The organism is Mucilaginibacter sp. GW822-FHT03E02 (assembly GCF_058801545.1).
The window spans coordinates 4,023,734-4,039,924 of record NZ_JBXANJ010000001.1 but is presented as its reverse complement, the minus strand read 5'-3'; the positions used below and the strand labels follow the sequence as shown (position 1 = coordinate 4,039,924).

General features: G+C 45.0%; 11 protein-coding genes. 5 read left to right on the top strand and 6 right to left on the bottom strand.

What is annotated here, in order from left to right:
- The first annotated feature begins 68 nt into the window (after positions 1 to 68).
- The 5 genes from pdxA to prfH all read left to right on the top strand — a co-directional run bounded on the left by pdxA (position 69) and on the right by prfH (position 6,062).
- Positions 69 to 1,124 (top strand): 4-hydroxythreonine-4-phosphate dehydrogenase PdxA, encoded by a 1,056-nt coding sequence (gene pdxA / locus AC1RM2_RS16865; protein ID WP_492986359.1) that lies wholly within the window; start codon positions 69 to 71, stop codon positions 1,122 to 1,124.
- Between the two features lie 83 nt (positions 1,125 to 1,207).
- Positions 1,208 to 2,392, top strand: coding sequence for a DUF5009 domain-containing protein (locus AC1RM2_RS16860; RefSeq protein WP_492986358.1), 1,185 nt, complete (start codon positions 1,208 to 1,210; stop codon positions 2,390 to 2,392).
- 910 nt (positions 2,393 to 3,302) lie between these two features.
- Positions 3,303 to 4,031 (top strand): hypothetical protein, encoded by a 729-nt coding sequence (locus tag AC1RM2_RS16855; RefSeq protein WP_492986357.1) that lies wholly within the window; start codon positions 3,303 to 3,305, stop codon positions 4,029 to 4,031.
- Between the two features lie 11 nt (positions 4,032 to 4,042).
- Positions 4,043 to 5,443, top strand: a complete 1,401-nt coding sequence (locus tag AC1RM2_RS16850) for an RtcB family protein (RefSeq protein WP_492986356.1) — start codon at positions 4,043 to 4,045, stop codon at positions 5,441 to 5,443.
- A gap of 4 nt (positions 5,444 to 5,447) precedes the next feature.
- Positions 5,448 to 6,062 (top strand): peptide chain release factor H, encoded by a 615-nt coding sequence (prfH, locus tag AC1RM2_RS16845; RefSeq protein ID WP_492986355.1) that lies wholly within the window; start codon positions 5,448 to 5,450, stop codon positions 6,060 to 6,062.
- Between the two features lie 89 nt (positions 6,063 to 6,151).
- On the opposite strand, the gene AC1RM2_RS16840 is transcribed toward prfH, so the two are convergent.
- The 6 genes from AC1RM2_RS16840 to galE all read right to left on the bottom strand — a co-directional run bounded on the left by AC1RM2_RS16840 (position 6,152) and on the right by galE (position 16,084).
- On the bottom strand, positions 6,152 to 7,696 hold the full coding sequence (locus AC1RM2_RS16840) for a carboxylesterase/lipase family protein (protein ID WP_492986354.1): 1,545 nt from the start codon (positions 7,694 to 7,696) through the stop codon (positions 6,152 to 6,154).
- A 320-nt stretch (positions 7,697 to 8,016) separates the two neighbouring features.
- Entirely contained in the window at positions 8,017 to 10,353 is a 2,337-nt protein-coding gene (locus AC1RM2_RS16835; protein ID WP_492986353.1) for a glycoside hydrolase family 3 protein, read from the bottom strand.
- Between the two features lie 199 nt (positions 10,354 to 10,552).
- Positions 10,553 to 12,937 carry a beta-glucosidase gene (locus AC1RM2_RS16830; protein WP_492986352.1) on the bottom strand — a complete coding sequence of 795 codons (2,385 nt, stop codon included), beginning with the start codon at positions 12,935 to 12,937 and terminating at the stop codon, positions 10,553 to 10,555.
- 312 nt (positions 12,938 to 13,249) lie between these two features.
- Positions 13,250 to 13,990: a tyrosine-protein phosphatase gene (locus AC1RM2_RS16825; protein WP_492986351.1), complete on the bottom strand. Its 741-nt coding sequence runs from the start codon at positions 13,988 to 13,990 to the stop codon at positions 13,250 to 13,252.
- Between the two features lie 2 nt (positions 13,991 to 13,992).
- A complete protein-coding gene (rfbB, locus tag AC1RM2_RS16820; protein WP_492986350.1) occupies positions 13,993 to 15,045 on the bottom strand; it encodes a dTDP-glucose 4,6-dehydratase in 1,053 nt (350 codons plus the stop codon).
- Positions 15,046 to 15,061: 16 nt separating this feature from the next.
- The gene (gene galE, locus AC1RM2_RS16815) at positions 15,062 to 16,084 is read right to left on the bottom strand and encodes a UDP-glucose 4-epimerase GalE (RefSeq protein ID WP_492986349.1); all 1,023 of its coding nucleotides are present in this window, start codon (positions 16,082 to 16,084) and stop codon (positions 15,062 to 15,064) included.
- Positions 16,085 to 16,191: the final 107 nt, after the last annotated feature.

Below are 16,191 nucleotides of genomic sequence, written 5' to 3'. Positions count from 1 at the left end.
TTAATCAGTGAAATCACCTCCAAATAATCGGTGAAATCATAAAATAATCGGTGAAATCATAAAAAATCATGAGCGATAAAATAAAAGTAGGTATTAGCATAGGCGACGTTAACGGGATAGGTTTAGAGATAATTATTAAAACCCTGGCCGATAGTAAAATTTATGATTATTGTACGCCTATTGTTTATGGCCATACCAAGGTAGCATCGTTTCACCGCAGGGCCACAAGCGTTGCCGAATTGAATTTCCAGGTGATTAACGATCCATCGCAGGTGCAGCATAAAAAACCCAACATGATTAATTGCTGGGAAGAAGATGTAAAAATTGAGCCAGGTATGGTTACCGAGGCCGGTGGTAAATACGCCTTTTTATCATTGGAGCGCGCCACGTACGATTTAAAAGAGGGCTATATTGATGCCCTGGTTACCGCGCCTATTAATAAGGATAACATACAGAGCGATAAATTTAACTTCCCGGGCCATACCGAGTATTTACAGGAGCGTGATGGCGCCGCCGAATCGTTAATGTTTTTGGTGAGCGATACGTTGCGTGTTGGCGTGGTTACCGGCCATATCCCGGTATCAAAAATATCTGAAAGTATTACTGTTGATAAAATTGTGGCCAAGCTTAAACTGATGAACCACAGTTTGCAAAATGATTTCTGGATACGTAAACCCAAAATTGCCGTACTGGGGCTAAACCCGCATGCCAGTGATAACGGTTTAATTGGCCACGAAGAAAAGGATACCATTATACCTGCTCTTGAACTTGCCCGCGATAATGATGTACTGGCCTTTGGCCCATACCCTGCCGATGGCTTTTTTGCCAATGGCACTTACCTGCAATTTGATGCCGTGCTGGCTATGTACCACGACCAGGGACTTATCCCTTTTAAACAAATTGCTTTTGAGTCGGGGGTAAATTTTACCGCGGGATTAAAATTTGTGCGCACATCGCCCGATCATGGCACCGCATATGATATTGCGGGTAAAAACCAGGCATCGGAGGTATCGTTCCGCGAGGCTTTATTTACTGCTATTCATATAGTTAAGCATCGGCGCGAAACGCTGGAACTGAACGAAAATCCGTTGGCCTTTAGTAAGTTGAGCAGGGACAGGGACTAAAAAAACCATTTAGTAACCATAATGTTTCAATTTAATTACCGTTTAGTTAAAACATTTGCTTTACTAATGCATTTACTCCCTTAATGAATACTTTCCCGGACCGGATACGTTCCATTGATGCTTTTCGTGCCTTTACGATGCTGCTCATGATTTTTGTGAATGATCTTGACGGTATTCCGGGTACACCTCAATGGCTCAAGCACGTTGCCGAAAACGCGGATGGGTTGGGTTTGGCAGATACCATTTTTCCGGCGTTTTTATTTATCGTAGGTTTATCTATTCCCTTCGCATTTCAAAACAGGCTAAAAACGGGTAACTATAAATTATTGTCGCGCATAGCCAGCCGGTCGCTTGCACTGGTGTTTATTGGTTTTTTTCACGCCAATATGGAAACCTATAACGAGGCTGCCACCGCCCTGCCCAAGCCGGTATGGGAAAGCCTGGTTACTTTCAGCTTCTTTTTTATATTTTTAGATTACGGCAAAGAAACCAGCAACCTGAAACGTTACCTGCTACAGGGTTTTGGAGTAGCGTTGCTGATAACGATGTCGGCCTTGTACCGGACTACAGATCCGGGCTATACCTGGCTGCATTTTACATGGTGGGGCATTTTGGGATTAATAGGCTGGAGCTACCTGGTGTGCGCGCTTATTTACTATTACTCGGGCGGGCATTTATGGATACAGGCTACGGCCTGGATATTTTTCATGATGTTTAACCTGGATGTTCATTTTGGCTTCCTGAATTTTTTAGAGCCCATCCAAAAATACGTTTGGATAGCCGGCAATGGCGCCATGCAGGCTTTTACCATGGCCGGAGTGTTTGTATCGGTATTGTATATGCGCCTTAAGGCCAACAACGAACTTAAAATGCTGTGGGCTGCACTTATACTCATAGCCATTATATTGTTTAACCTGGGCTTTATTGTGCGCTACTTTAGCGGCGGCATTAATAAAACAAGGGATACCCCTTCATGGGTTTTAATTTGCACCGGCATTAGCCTGATAGCCTATGCCATATTTATTTTTGTGGTTGATTTTAAGCACAAATACAAATGGTTTAAAATTATTGAGCCGGCAGGCACCAATACGTTCACCTGTTATATTGTGCCGTTTATATTTTACCCGCTGTATGAAATGAGCAACATTGGCTACCCCGAATACCTGAGCCAGGGCACCGGCGGGCTTATCAAGTGCATTGTTTTTGCCTTTGTAATGGTATGGCTTACCGGACTGCTTGATAAGATAAATGTAAGGCTGAAGATTTAGTGTCAAGTATTGAGCCCGAAGCCATAAGTCGAAGATTTTTGATTTAGAACCTGTCTAAATTTGGTTTACTAATGCGTTTATGCTTCTAATGAAGGGATAACTATTTAGTATGTCGGTTACGACTCACCCGGTCGAGGCTGCGCCCGACCACCCTCTCTCCGGCTGAAGCCGCAAAGAGGGTTTGGGAAATTTGCACTTAATAAATAATTGATTATTAAATAATTAAATATAAAAACCCTCTTTCCACCGCAGGTGAGTGTTGCACAACTAAGCGTATAAGGCACGGAGGTTCAAATCTTGTCGATCAACCTCCTGAGATTTTAATATCCAGCTATTGCCAAAAGCAAGTTAGTCGATATTCAAATCTCAGGGCGTCAAAATGCCATAAAACATGCACTTTTTTTGAGCGTTAGTTGTGCAACACTCACCGCAGGTGAAGAGAGGGTGGTCGCCCCGATATTTATCGGGGTCGACCGGGTGAGTCGTAGCCAGCGTTCAAGCGAATGTGTTGTAAATTCCAATACATGATGCCCGGCACGAAGCAATAATGATCACGCCACCTGCCCCACTCATTCATCGCGGTTGATTTATTTCCTTCTTCTTTTCAAAAATTAATTGCACATTTGCAGTAATTCCTTAGTTGTTAACCCATAATAATCAGGAATCATGACGCAGAGTATCTCATCAATATCCCATTAGTGCACTACCTGAAACAGGTGGACAGCAACCCTTTTTTACTGAAATAGCATTTTGTAATTGTCGTTTTTTTAACGCGTCAAGGTTTTGCATGTCGCCGGATTTTTAAGTTTCGTGGTTTGCCTGCATTTTTCAAAATGGGTATATCCGCCACGGTGGACGAACTTTTGAAAATCATTAACAGATTGGCAAAAAAACTAAACGAACAAGTCCGATGGACATGCATGATTGGCCGTACATTAAAAAGTCGGCCCGGAGAAAGAAACGGCTCGTAAAAAAAGATTTCGATAAAAAGTTAATGCAGCTAAACAGGCGCATGCACGCGCTGTACCAGCAGATCAGGAATCTGCCGCCCGTTATATTGGAACACCCTTATCAACGCGGCTGGATGCGGTCATTTATTTTGCGCGCGGATGTTGCCCGGAGCGACAAGGCCCAATTTTACGAGGCGCTTTTGGATAAGATCAACACCTTTTGCTGGCATTACGACAGATCATTTAAAAGAAGAAAAATCCGCAAAGGCACATATCAGTATTATGATATTAAGCTCCACCAACTGAGGGAGCTATCTCCTGAAGATTTCCATGGCGACAAACTAAAGCTGTCTGATGCCGAAAAACGTTGCTTTTATTTGAAAGAAACCTGGAACGTAAGGTACAATCGCTGGGAAAATAGATATGTATTTACCGAAGCCTGGCGGTATATTTTGGTAATAAGGCCACACATGGTTTATGCCAAAAAACAAATTAACGAAGTGCTTGAGCAAGAGCTAAGTGAAATAGATAACCGCATTGATGGTTTTTATCTGCGACCCAGAATCTGGAAACTTAAAGGTGGTAAGTATAAATACTGGAAGGGTGAGCGCGAAGAGCAAAAAAAATACGAAAACGAATTAAAAAACAAACCCATGTATTCCTTACAAGAGGAATACATGGGCTATTAAACAGCACCTGTATGGGCAATTTAAAAACAAAAGAATTAGATAAAATAGGCTACGTAGGCGATGCATTAAAAAGCCTCGCCATCAATGCCGTAGCCCGACACTATAAACACAGCAACAAAGCCGATGTAATGGCATTATTAACCGCTGTGCGGGATAACCCGGCTGCCTATACCAACGATGACCGGTTACAAAAAATAGCGGAAGCATTTATTAAGGCTGAGGCAGAACCAGTGTTAAAAACATTTAAGCTGACGGACGAGCCCGCCCCTATTAAAATTTACGGGGCCGATGAAATTGAAGAGATAGCCAAAAAACAAATGGCCCTGGCACTATCATTACCCATCAGTATCCGTGGGGCCTTAATGTCCGATGCGCACAGCGGTTATGGCTTGCCCATTGGGGGAGTACTGGCCACCCGCAACGCGGTGATCCCCTATGGAATAGGGATGGATATTGGCTGCCGTATGGCCTTAACTATTATTGATGCCGATGAAAAGTTCATGAAAAGGTATGACCATCAAATTAAACAGGCGATAGGCAAATGGACACATTTTGGCATGGAAGGCAGCCTGGCTGTACCGCAGGAGCATGAAGTACTGGACAGCCCAATGTTTAATGAAACACCACTGCTTAAAAAACTGCGCGGTAAGGCCATGCAACAGTTAGGTACATCGGGCGGCGGCAACCATTTTGTGGAGTTTGGTGTGATAGAACTGGCCGAGAATAATGCAACGGGCTTACCGGCAAAAACCTATATGGCTCTGCTTACCCATTCGGGCAGCCGCGGGTTGGGGGCAACTATTGCTCGTCATTATACACAGGTGGCTATGAATACCTGCAAGCTTCCGCGCGAAGCGCAGCCCCTGGCCTGGCTTGATCTGGATACCGAAGCCGGGCAGGAGTATTGGTTAAGCATGACCCTGGCCGGCAATTATGCCAAAGCCTGTCACGACCGGATACATAGCAACCTGTTAAAAGCCCTTGGATTAAAAGCCCTTTGTAAGATAGAAAACCATCACAATTTTGCCTGGAAAGACAAACTTACAGATGGCACCGAAGCCATCATTCACCGTAAAGGGGCAACGCCTGCTCATGTGGGCGAGTTGGGCGTCATCCCCGGCAGTATGGCTACTCCTGCCTATTTGGTAATGGGTAAGGGCAATGCCGATGCCTTATACTCGGCATCGCATGGTGCCGGCCGGGCTATGAGCAGGCATGATGCCAGGGGCAGCACCACCAAATCGGCAATGAAAAAAATGCTGGCCGGGGCTGATGTAACGTTGATTGATGGCAGTATCGAGGAGAACCCGGCAGCTTATAAGGATATTGAATTGGTAATGCAGGCGCAAACCGAACTGGTTGCCATACAGGGCAAATTTTGGCCGCGCATTGTACGCATGAATAAAGAATAGTAAAATGAAAAAATTAATCATACAAATAACAGCAGGCAAAGGCCCGCTGGAATGTTGCCTGGTGGTAGCCAAAGTACAGGATTTGATGCTGAAACAAGCCTCCGGTGCCGGGCTGGACTTATCGGTGATAGAAAACAAAAAAGCGGAATTGGCCAACACGTTATTATCATCAACCCTCCTGTTACAAGGCGATAATACAGATGGTTTTATAAACGAGTGGAACGGCCCTGTACAATGGATAGCGCAAAGCCCTTATCGCAAATTTCACAAACGTAAAAACTGGTTTGTTGGGGTTGGCATTTTTAGTATTGAGGAGCAGGTGAAGTTTAATCCCGGTGATATAAAGTTTGAAACCATGCGGGCATCGGGCCCTGGTGGCCAAAATGTTAACAAAGTAGAAACAGCCGTAAGAGGGACACATACCCCCACAGGATTGCAGGCATTAGCAATGGACAGTCGTTCGCAATTACAAAATAAAAAACTTTGTATTGAGCGCCTGGAGGCAAAGCTAACAGCCAAGCAAGCCGAAAAACAAATAGCCCTGCTGGAAAGCCAGTTGATAGCGCACCATTCGTTAGAGCGGGGCAATGCGGTGAAAGTAATCAGGACGGCATTGTAATTCTTGCAACCAACCGAAGAGGTTAAACCCAAATAGCCTCGCACAGATTTACGAAGTTTCAAAAACTTCGTAAATCCACTTTTCGCGAATTACTTTCCTCCCATCAACCCAACCATAAAATCTAAGGCTGCCTTATCAGGTAGCGACTTGGCTGCCGGCATTTCGCTCAATATCATTATTTGAGCATCAGTGGCATTATAGCTGGGCCATAGTGGTAACCCATTCCCATTGGGATCACCGGTTTTGGCAAAATTTGCCCAGTAGGTGGATATGGTTGTGGCCAATTGCTGGTCGATAGGTTCCCAGGGGCGATTGAGGAATTTAAGGTTGTCATAAGCATAAGCCACCTCGCCGGTATGGAATGCGCCGTATTTTACAAAATCGGGCGTGGCGGGCAGGCGGCGGGTAAAACGGTAAACATATACTTTTGCCTGCTTTTTATCGCTCTGCACATTTGCCCAGGTATAGTTTTGAATACCGAAGATTTGATCGCGGCTGATGTTTATTTGCGACCTCGCAGCTTCAGCGTCTGTCTTACCGGGATAATGCTGTAAAAAAGCCGCGGCTTTCCCTCCGTATTGTTCCGTTATCTGCTTGTTATATTCTTCGGCGGTTTTTAATTTGCCCACAAAGGCATCATCTTCATTCCAGCCGGTAAGTAAGGCTACTGGGTTTTCTTTATTCGCGGAAAAAGTACCTGCAATGGTTTCAGGCAATACATAGCCGTCAATAATGGGGCGTGCCTGCCATTTATTAAGCAAATCGGCGGCGGGAATATTCCGCATATCGGCAATGGTGTTTGCTTTTAATTGCTGTGCTAATTTTATTCCGCTTTGTTCGGCCTCCTGTAATGTTGGCGATCCGAACGGGCCGCTAATAAACATGGCCCCACTTTCGGCGATAGCCTTTTGAAACAATCCTTTTGCTAAAGGAGAGGCTACCAAACAATTCACACTCATGGCGCCAGCCGACTGACCGGCTATGGTGACATTGCCAGGATCGCCGCCAAAATTTTTAATATTTTGTTTTACCCACTTCAGCGCAGCCAGCTGATCCATCAAACCATAATTACCTGCGGCATCATGGCCCGATTCTTTACTCAGCTCCGGATGGGCGAAAAAACCAAAAATCCCCACCCTATAATTAATCACTACAAAAACAACCCCTTTTTTGGCTGTTGCTTCGCCATCGTAAATAGGGCAAGCCGCTCCACCCGATCCAAAACCGCCTCCATAAATATACACCAGCACCGGCTTTTGATCGGCGGATGATGTGGCGTTGGTCCATACGTTCAGGTACAGGCAATCCTCGCCGATGGGCTGATAGGGAATCAAAAACTCGCGGGTATAAACACCAAACTCATCGGGCCTGGCCTGCATAGGGCTGGCCGAAAACGCTGTGCAATGTTTAACACCCGCCCATGGTGTTACGGGCTGAGGTTCTTTCCAGCGCAAACTGCCAACCGGTGGGGCGGCAAAGGGGATACCTTTGAATATATGAACGGAGCCATCGCTATTAGCACTGCCGGATACTATCCCGGCATTGGTTTTTACTGTGTTGAGGCTATTGCTTTGTGCATAGCATAAGGCGCTACTTGCTAATATCAATAAAAGCAATGCAAAGTGGTTTTTCATATAGATTTTATTTATATTATGTTTTCAGCGCTCACAACTCCGTCATTGCGAGGTACGAAGCAATCTCCTACATGCTTGTAAGCAATTGCTATCAAATTCAATATCCGTCATTGCGAGGCACGAAGCAATCCCAGACATGCTAAGTCCCATATAGTTCGGGATTGCTTCGTACCTTATAATGACGCGCCTGTAAGCCACTGACTATCAACATCAAATATCCGTCATTGCGAGGCACGAAGCAATCCCCGACATGCTAAGTCCCATATAGTTCGGGATTGCTTCGTACCTCGCAATGACGGATGGAAGGTAGAGCGCCCCAATTACGGCTTTGCACTCACCTTATATTTTGCTGTGCGGGCATCGCTAATAACACCTTTCCAGTTTAAACCGTAACCAAAATCATAAACATGGCCCTGATCGTCGGTATAGCATTTCATATCATGGGGTACATCTTCAAACTGCTGCTCTACGGTTTTCATATCTGCAGGCATTTGCAGCGGTAATAATGCCGATGGTTCGGTTTTGCCGGTGAGGATATCTAATGTAGCCTGGCCCTGCACACCAAAATCTACCAGGATAGCATTCGCGTTTTTTTCAAATTCAGAAAACACCATTGGGTTGGCCATATTTATCGATACAATAACAGGCTTGCCTTTCATTTTTGCATAGGTATCATTCACCATAGCCAGGTCGGTAACGTTAATGGCTGTTGCTGATTTATCCTTGTAGGTCCGGTTGGTAAATTTTTCTAACGGGTCGCCGCCGGCTATGCTTGTGGCGCGGGCATCAACCGCTTTGTATTCGCCATATTGCAGGCTGATTGGCACATAGCCCGTGCCGCCGTTTTTGGCATCCTGGCTATTGTAGCCACCACCGCTATTGGGGCTGTTGATGAATACCAGGGCATAATCTGCTTCTTCGGGATTTTCGGTTACCTTGAAATATTTTTTCACAGTTTCCATATTAACCGGGTATTCTAATTTCTCGGGAGTTTCCATTCCCAGGAAATTGCGCCCGGCCGGCGTGAATTTTTTAGGTACGTAAACGGTTTTACCTGTTTGCAAGGGCAACACATTCCCTTTATTTTTAAGCATAACTATTGATTTAAGCTGAGCAGCATAACCCGCATTCATAAATTCGGGATTGCCTACCGCAGCTTTGGTGGCTTCGGGATCCAAATATGGATTTTCAAACAAGCCTGTTCTGAATATATTGCGCAACAAGCGAACGGCCGATTGCTCAAACCTTGCCCGCATAAATGCTTCTCCGTGGTCTTTCACGCCCATTTGGTAAGCTGCAATCACGGGTGCAACCTCGTTGTTGCCACCAAACTGATCAACACCCGCCATCAATATTTTGTAATGGCGCTGTGCAACCGACAAGCCCTCTACGCCCCACGATTTTCCCGAAAGGAAAACATCTACAGCTGTTTCGTCGCCGGTAACCAGCCAATCGGTACAAACCACGCCGTCGAATTTGTATTTTTTGCGCAGCAGGTCGTTTATAATATACGAGTTATAGTTGTTGGCAACGTTCTCTTTATTTTTGGTATCCTGATTAAAAGATATGGTATAGTAGGGCATAACAGAGGCAGCCATCCCCGTTTTGCCATTTAGTTTAAATGCCCCTTCGGTAAAAGGGATTAAATGCTGTTTAAAATTGTTACCGGGGTAAACCGCGTATTTACCATACCCATAATGGGCATCGCGGCCACCTTCACCCGCGCCGCCACCAGGCCAGTGTTTTACCATGGCATTAACGCTGCCATAGCCCCAGCCGCCATTAATTTCTTTATCGCCTGCGGATGTCTGGAAGCCATCAATGTAACCCCGGGCCATATCGGCGGATAACTGCGGATCTTCGCCAAACGTACCGCTCACTCTGGACCAGCGTGGCTCGGTAGCAATATCAACCTGTGGCGATAACGCGGTAGCAATTCCTAAAGCCCTGTACTCCAAAGCGGCTATATGCCCAAAGTTTTCAACCACTTTGGGGTCAAATGTAGCCGCAAAGCCCAACGAGCCCGGCCACATGGAAATGGCACCGCCTGCACCTGCATTATACTCGGCAGTGGCAACGGTACCATGGCGCGGGTCGGAACTGTTATTGTTGGGTATACCAAGCCCCAAACCCTCAACAAAAGCCTGGGCCTTATTATTCCATTGCGCTGCAATTTCGGGGCTTTGAACCGATGTGATGAGCACATGGCGTACATTATCTTTTTCTAAAAACTGTTTCTGCTGATCGGACAGGTCATAGGGGTTAGCACCGCTTTCGGCAAATACTTTACCGCCATAAGTACCTTTAAATGGCCCTGCGGGTGCTGCCGGTATGGGCTGGTGCCTGCTATATAACATTAACCCGGCAATTTGCTCCACACTCATTTGCGATGCCAGATCTTTGGCCCGCACATCAACAGGCAAGCGCCAATCTTCATACTTATCCAGCTTGCCGTTTTTATTCAGATCTTTAAAGGCCAGGCCATCAACTGTCAATATCTTTACGCCCGATGTGGTGGCATAACCCAGCTGTTGCCCGTCCGTATTGCTTACAAAAACAATATCGCCCGATTTTTTCTCCGTCCATTTTGTTTGGGCCATAGCGGCGGTTGCCGGCAGCAGCCAGAGCAACGCGATAAATTTGAATTGTTTTGCCATGAAGATTGTAATTGTTTGGTTTGTATTTATAATTGCCTTGTACCTGTAAAAGCCATTGCAACACGAGATTGCAATGGCATAGTTTAGATAGTTATTATGTGTGAAAAAACGTCATTGCGAGGCACGAAGCAATCCCCGACATGCTTAGTCCCACATAGTTCGGGATTGCTTCGTACCTCGCAATGACGGGAATATACCGCTATTTCAGCTTCAGCTCATTGATAGCAACCTCGGGCACCAAAGCCTTAACCACTTTTTCAACAGTGATATCTTTGGCCAGTTTAAACGAGGCTTTTTCTTCAATCTGTCTTGATGATGAACCAATCCTTACTTCATATTTACCGGCGTCGGCTATCCAGGCTTCGCGGCTGGTGTAAAAAGATGCCAGGTCGGCTGCTTTGATGGTGAAACTTAGTGTTTGCGATTCGCCGGCTGCAAGCAGGCGGGTTTTGGCAAATGCTTTTAACTCTTGCTCTGGTTTATCAAGGTCTTTTTTAGGCGCGCCCAGGTATAATTGCACAACTTCCTTGCCGGCAATATCTCCTGTATTTTTAACTGTCACGGTAGCGGTAATGCTGTGCATAAAGTTAGGAGCGCTTAGCTTTAAGTCGCTAAATTTAAATTTAGTGTATGACAGGCCGTAACCAAACTCATAGGCCGGTTTTACTTTGGCGGCATCATAATAACGGTAGCCAACATAAATTCCTTCTTCGTAAGTAACGGTTTCTGGTTTAGCTGCTGGTGTACCCGGGAAATTACCGGCCGATGGCACATCCTTATAATCCATTGGGAAAGTGGTAGCCAGTTTGCCCGATGGGTTAACCATACCGCTTAACACATCGGCAATAGCGTTACCTGCCTCAAGGCCTGGCTGCCAGGCCAATAAAACACCATCAACCTCATCGCGCCAGCTGGCAACATCAATAACGCCGCCAATATTTAACACAACAACAACCTTTTTTCCTTTGGCGTGGAAAGCATCGGCCACTCCCCTAATCAGGCCTTTTTCGGCATCATTTAAGTAGTAATCGCCTTCCAGTTTTCTGTCGGCTCCTTCGCCGGCATTTCTGCCGATGGTGATGAGTGCTTCATCGGCACCTGCAGCTTCGTCGGCCACAATGCTATTTACATCCATCTCCGGAATAGGGGCAGGGTGATCAAAGAAATTTTTAGGTTTTGGCTGTTTCAGCTTCATATCGGCCAGGTAAGCAGCGTAGCTGCCTGATAGCTTTTCCTGTACTTTAAAACCGGCGTTTGTTAAACCTTGCATCAGCGAAATGGTGTAAGCCTTATTAACATCGCCGCTACCTGTACCGCCTGCAATCATATCATAGCTGGTGTTGCCAAATACAGCTATCCTTTTTGCAGGATAAAATGGCAAAGCATGGTCATCATTCTTAAGCAAAATCATACCCTGGGCTGCTGCTTCGCGTGCTACTTTAGCATGGGCCGCCAAATCAGGAGCATCTGAGTATTTGTATTTGGTAAACGATGGCGACTTAACAATCACATTCAGCATCCGTTCCACATTGGCATTCAGTTGTTTGATGCTCAATGATCCAGCCTTAACAGCAGCCACTATAGCTTCTGACTGGCTTGGGCTGCCCGGCATTATCAAATCATTACCGGCTTTCATTTGCGCCACGGGATCTTTGCCGCCAAACCAATCGGTCATTACAAAGCCTTTCAGGCCCCATTCGTCTTTTAAAACGGTGGTTAACAGGTCGCGCCTTTCAGAAGTATAAGTTCCGTTTAATTTATTGTAAGACGACATTACGGTCCACGGTTGTGATTTTTTCACAGCAATGCCGAAACCTTTAAGGTAAATCTCGCGCATGGCCCTTTCGCTTACAATGGTATTGATAGAGTTACGGTTGGTTTCCTGGTTGTTGGCTGCGTAGTGTTTGATGGATGTACCAACACCGTTTGATTGTACGCCATTTACAATTGCAGCAGTCATGTTGCCTGCTACCAGCGGGTCTTCTGAGTAATATTCAAAATTACGGCCGCCCAGCGGATTACGGTGGATGTTCATGCCTGGCGCCAATAATATATCCACGCCGTATTCACGCACTTCGTTACCAAAAGCAACACCTACTTTGTTTACCAACTGGGTATCCCAACTGCTGGCTAATAAAGTTGCCACCGGGAAAGCTGTTGCGTAATAAGTTTTTGACTTATCACCATCGCGAATAGGTTCGATACGTAAACCTGCCGGACCATCAGAAACTGTCATGGATGGAATCCCCAAACGCGGTATAGCATGGGTACGACCAGCCGCCCCCGGAACTTTTTCGGGAATATTATAAGCATCAGGATCAGACGGAGGCAACTTAAACCCGCCAATATCTATGGCCTCGGGCTTTTTGCCTTTTACCGGCGGGGGCATTCCGGGCATTTTAAAGCCCATACCTACTACCAGTTTTGATTTTTCTTCCAACGTCATCGCAGCTACTATCTGCTTTACGTTGTTTGCCCGCAATTGCAGCGGTTGTTTTTTGGTTTGAGCTTGTACCGACGAGTTTAAACTCCCGGCCGCCCACATAATTACAATAGCAACACCAGATCTGTAGCTTATTTTCATGATTAAGGGTTAAAAAAGAAGGTGCGTAATAATTGGTTATAACTTGTTTATTAACAGCAAATAACAACATTGTGTCAATATTACACAATAGTATATATTATGTTTTGAAATAACAAGAGGCTACCCAAAGATTTTTCGAGTAAAAAAAAGGAAGTAAGTATTACTATGCAGGTTTAGGTTGCTTTGGATTGGAAAACCCGGAAAGTAAAAAAGACACCCGTTAGAGTATCTTTTCTTTAATTCTTATTCCTTTTTTTGAGATTTGATTCGTCGAAAGCACAATCCCACTTTTTTATTCGTCAATTTTTACCATTAAAAAAGAAGCTTGTTTTTCAACGGGGTATCAAACATCAGTTTCTCCAGGTAAGTGGTGCGTAAGGCATCTTTAAGGGCCATGGCGTGCCTTTCGTGGTGCATATCACTTGATATAAAATCTATCAGTTGATTATCTATCAGCGATTCTGCTTTTCTTTTTACATCGCTGCCGTAGTACCCTGTTAACGATATGGTGTTCAGTTGCATACTACAACCCCAGCCCTGAATGTTTTTGTATTGCTCCAAATCCATGTAAGGGTATCTTTCGGGATGTGCTAAAATGGGTTTATATCCCAAATCGTTCATTCTTTGCAAAACGGGTACAACATTGGGCGGCTGGTTGATAAATGAAAACTCAAACAGTACGTAATTATCGCCCATGGTCATTAACCTGCCCTCATTTACACGTGCCTCAAACGTTTCATCAAAATAATGTTCGGCGGCCGTTTCTATGGGGATATCTATATTTTCTTTTACCAGTTCGGCTTTCAATAACTCCAGCGATGCAGCAATTGTTTCGGGCGTGTTGCGATAAAAATCGATCATGACATGTGGCGTGGCTATAATCTTTTTTATGCCCAGGTCCATCATTTTCCGAATCAGGATTACCGAATCCTGTGGCGTTTGCGCGCCATCGTCAATTCCCGGCAAAACATGCGAGTGCATATCAACCATGATAGATTCATAGTTGAATGTTATCTCTTTTTTCCCTTTTTTACTTTTAAAAAAACCAAACATAGTTAACGGTTATTGTACTGCCCCTTGTAATATTGCTGGTAGCTACCCGAAGTTACGTGGTTAAGCCACTCCTCATTTGCAAGGTACCAATCTACGGTTTTTTCCAGTCCTTCTTCAAAAGTAATACTTGGTACCCAGCCAAGCTCCGTTTTCAATTTGGTGGCATCTATGGCATAACGCAGATCATGCCCCGCCCTGTCTGTAACATAGGTAATCAATTTGGCCGATTCTCCTTCGGCCCTGCCCAGTTTTTTATCCAGTATAGTGCAAAGCAAATTAATCAGGTCGATGTTTTTCCATTCATTATGGCCGCCAATATTATAGGTTTGGCCTGCTTTTGCATTGTGGAATATTACATCAATGGCCCTTGCATGATCCTCTACCCAAAGCCAGTCGCGAATATTCTCGCCTTTGCCATAAACAGGTACAGGTTTACTTTGTTTAATGTTGTTGATGGCCAGCGGTATCAGCTTCTCCGGAAAATGGAATGAGCCGTAGTTATTTGAGCAGTTGGATATTACGGCATTCATGCCATAAGTATCCTGGTAAGCGCGTACAAAATGATCTGAACTGGCTTTAGATGCCGAGTACGGCGAATGAGGATCATACGCTGTTTCTTCGGTAAACATCCCATCTTCGCCCAAAGTACCATACACTTCATCGGTTGATACATGGTAAAAACGGGTTTGATCATAGCGTCCTTGCCAGCTTTCACGGGCGGCATTCAGCAAATTTACGGTACCTACCACATTGGTCATTACAAACTCCAAAGGGTTGGTAATCGAACGGTCAACATGTGATTCAGCTGCAAGGTGGATTACGGCATCGGGCTTCTCGGCATTAAAAAGATTATTTATAAACTCAAGATCAACAATATCACCTTTAACAAAGCTGTAATTAGGCTCGTTTTCGATATCTCTTAAATTTTCGAGGTTACCGGCGTATGTCAGCTTGTCTAAATTGATGATCTTATAATTTGGATACGTTTTCACAAAGCGGCGCACCACGTGCGATCCTATGAACCCTGCGCCACCCGTAATAATGATTTTTTGCATTTGCTGAAATTTTAGTTTATAACGGGTTTTGAGCTATATACTTTTCCCATTCCCAGGCCGATGACATCATGGTTTCTAAACCCAATTCTGTTTTCCAGCCAAGTTTATTGGTCGATTTGGTTACATCGCCCCAAACCTTTTCCACATCACCTGCACGGCGCGCACCAATCTGGTAGTTTACCTTTACACCGGTCGCTTTTTCAAACGCGTGGATCACTTCTAATACGGTACTTCCCTGGCCTGTGCCCAGGTTAAACACATCGTATCCCTGGTAATCGTCGCGTTCGGCCAATTTCAGCGCGGCAACATGCGCCTTGGCCAAATCAACTACGTGGATATAGTCGCGTACACAGCTGCCATCCGGGGTGTCATAATCATTGCCGAATACCGTTATTTTTTCGCGTTTGCCAATGGCGGTCTGGGTAATAAACGGCACCAGGTTTTGAGGTACCCCAATGGGCAATTCGCCTATAAGCGCGGTTTCATGCGCACCAACCGGGTTAAAATATCTTAACGATACTACTTTATAACTGCTGGTGCCAGAAGCTATCATATCTTTCAAAATCTCCTCGGCTATTTGTTTGGTATTACCGTAGGGCGATTGGGCCGGCTGCACAGGCGCTTCTTCGGTTACCGGCAATTGCGCCGGCTGGCCGTAAACAGTGCAGCTTGATGAGAACACAAAATTCAATGGTTTGCTATAATAAGCATCCAGTAAATTGATAAGCGAGTAAAAATTGTTACGATAGTATTTCAATGGTTTTTCAACCGACTCACCTACTGCTTTGAATGCAGCAAAGTGAATGATACCGGCAACATCGGGCTCGGCAATGGCCAGGGCCTTTACACCAGCTTCGTCACATAAGTCAAGCTTATGAAAAACCGGTTTGTAGCCGATGATTTTGGCAAGCTGATCTAAAATTTTAGGGTCTGAGTTTGATAGGTCGTCAACAATAACAGGTTCGTAGCCTGCATTTACCAGTTCGACAACGGTATGGGAGCCAATAAATCCGAGGCCACCGGTCACTAATATCTTCATTTTTAAGTAGGGTATATAGTAAGCCATAAAGGTAAACAAATGGATGAATTTACATACCTCCTTTTACTAAACAACCACCTTTTACTTTACTAAAAGGTGGTTATCCG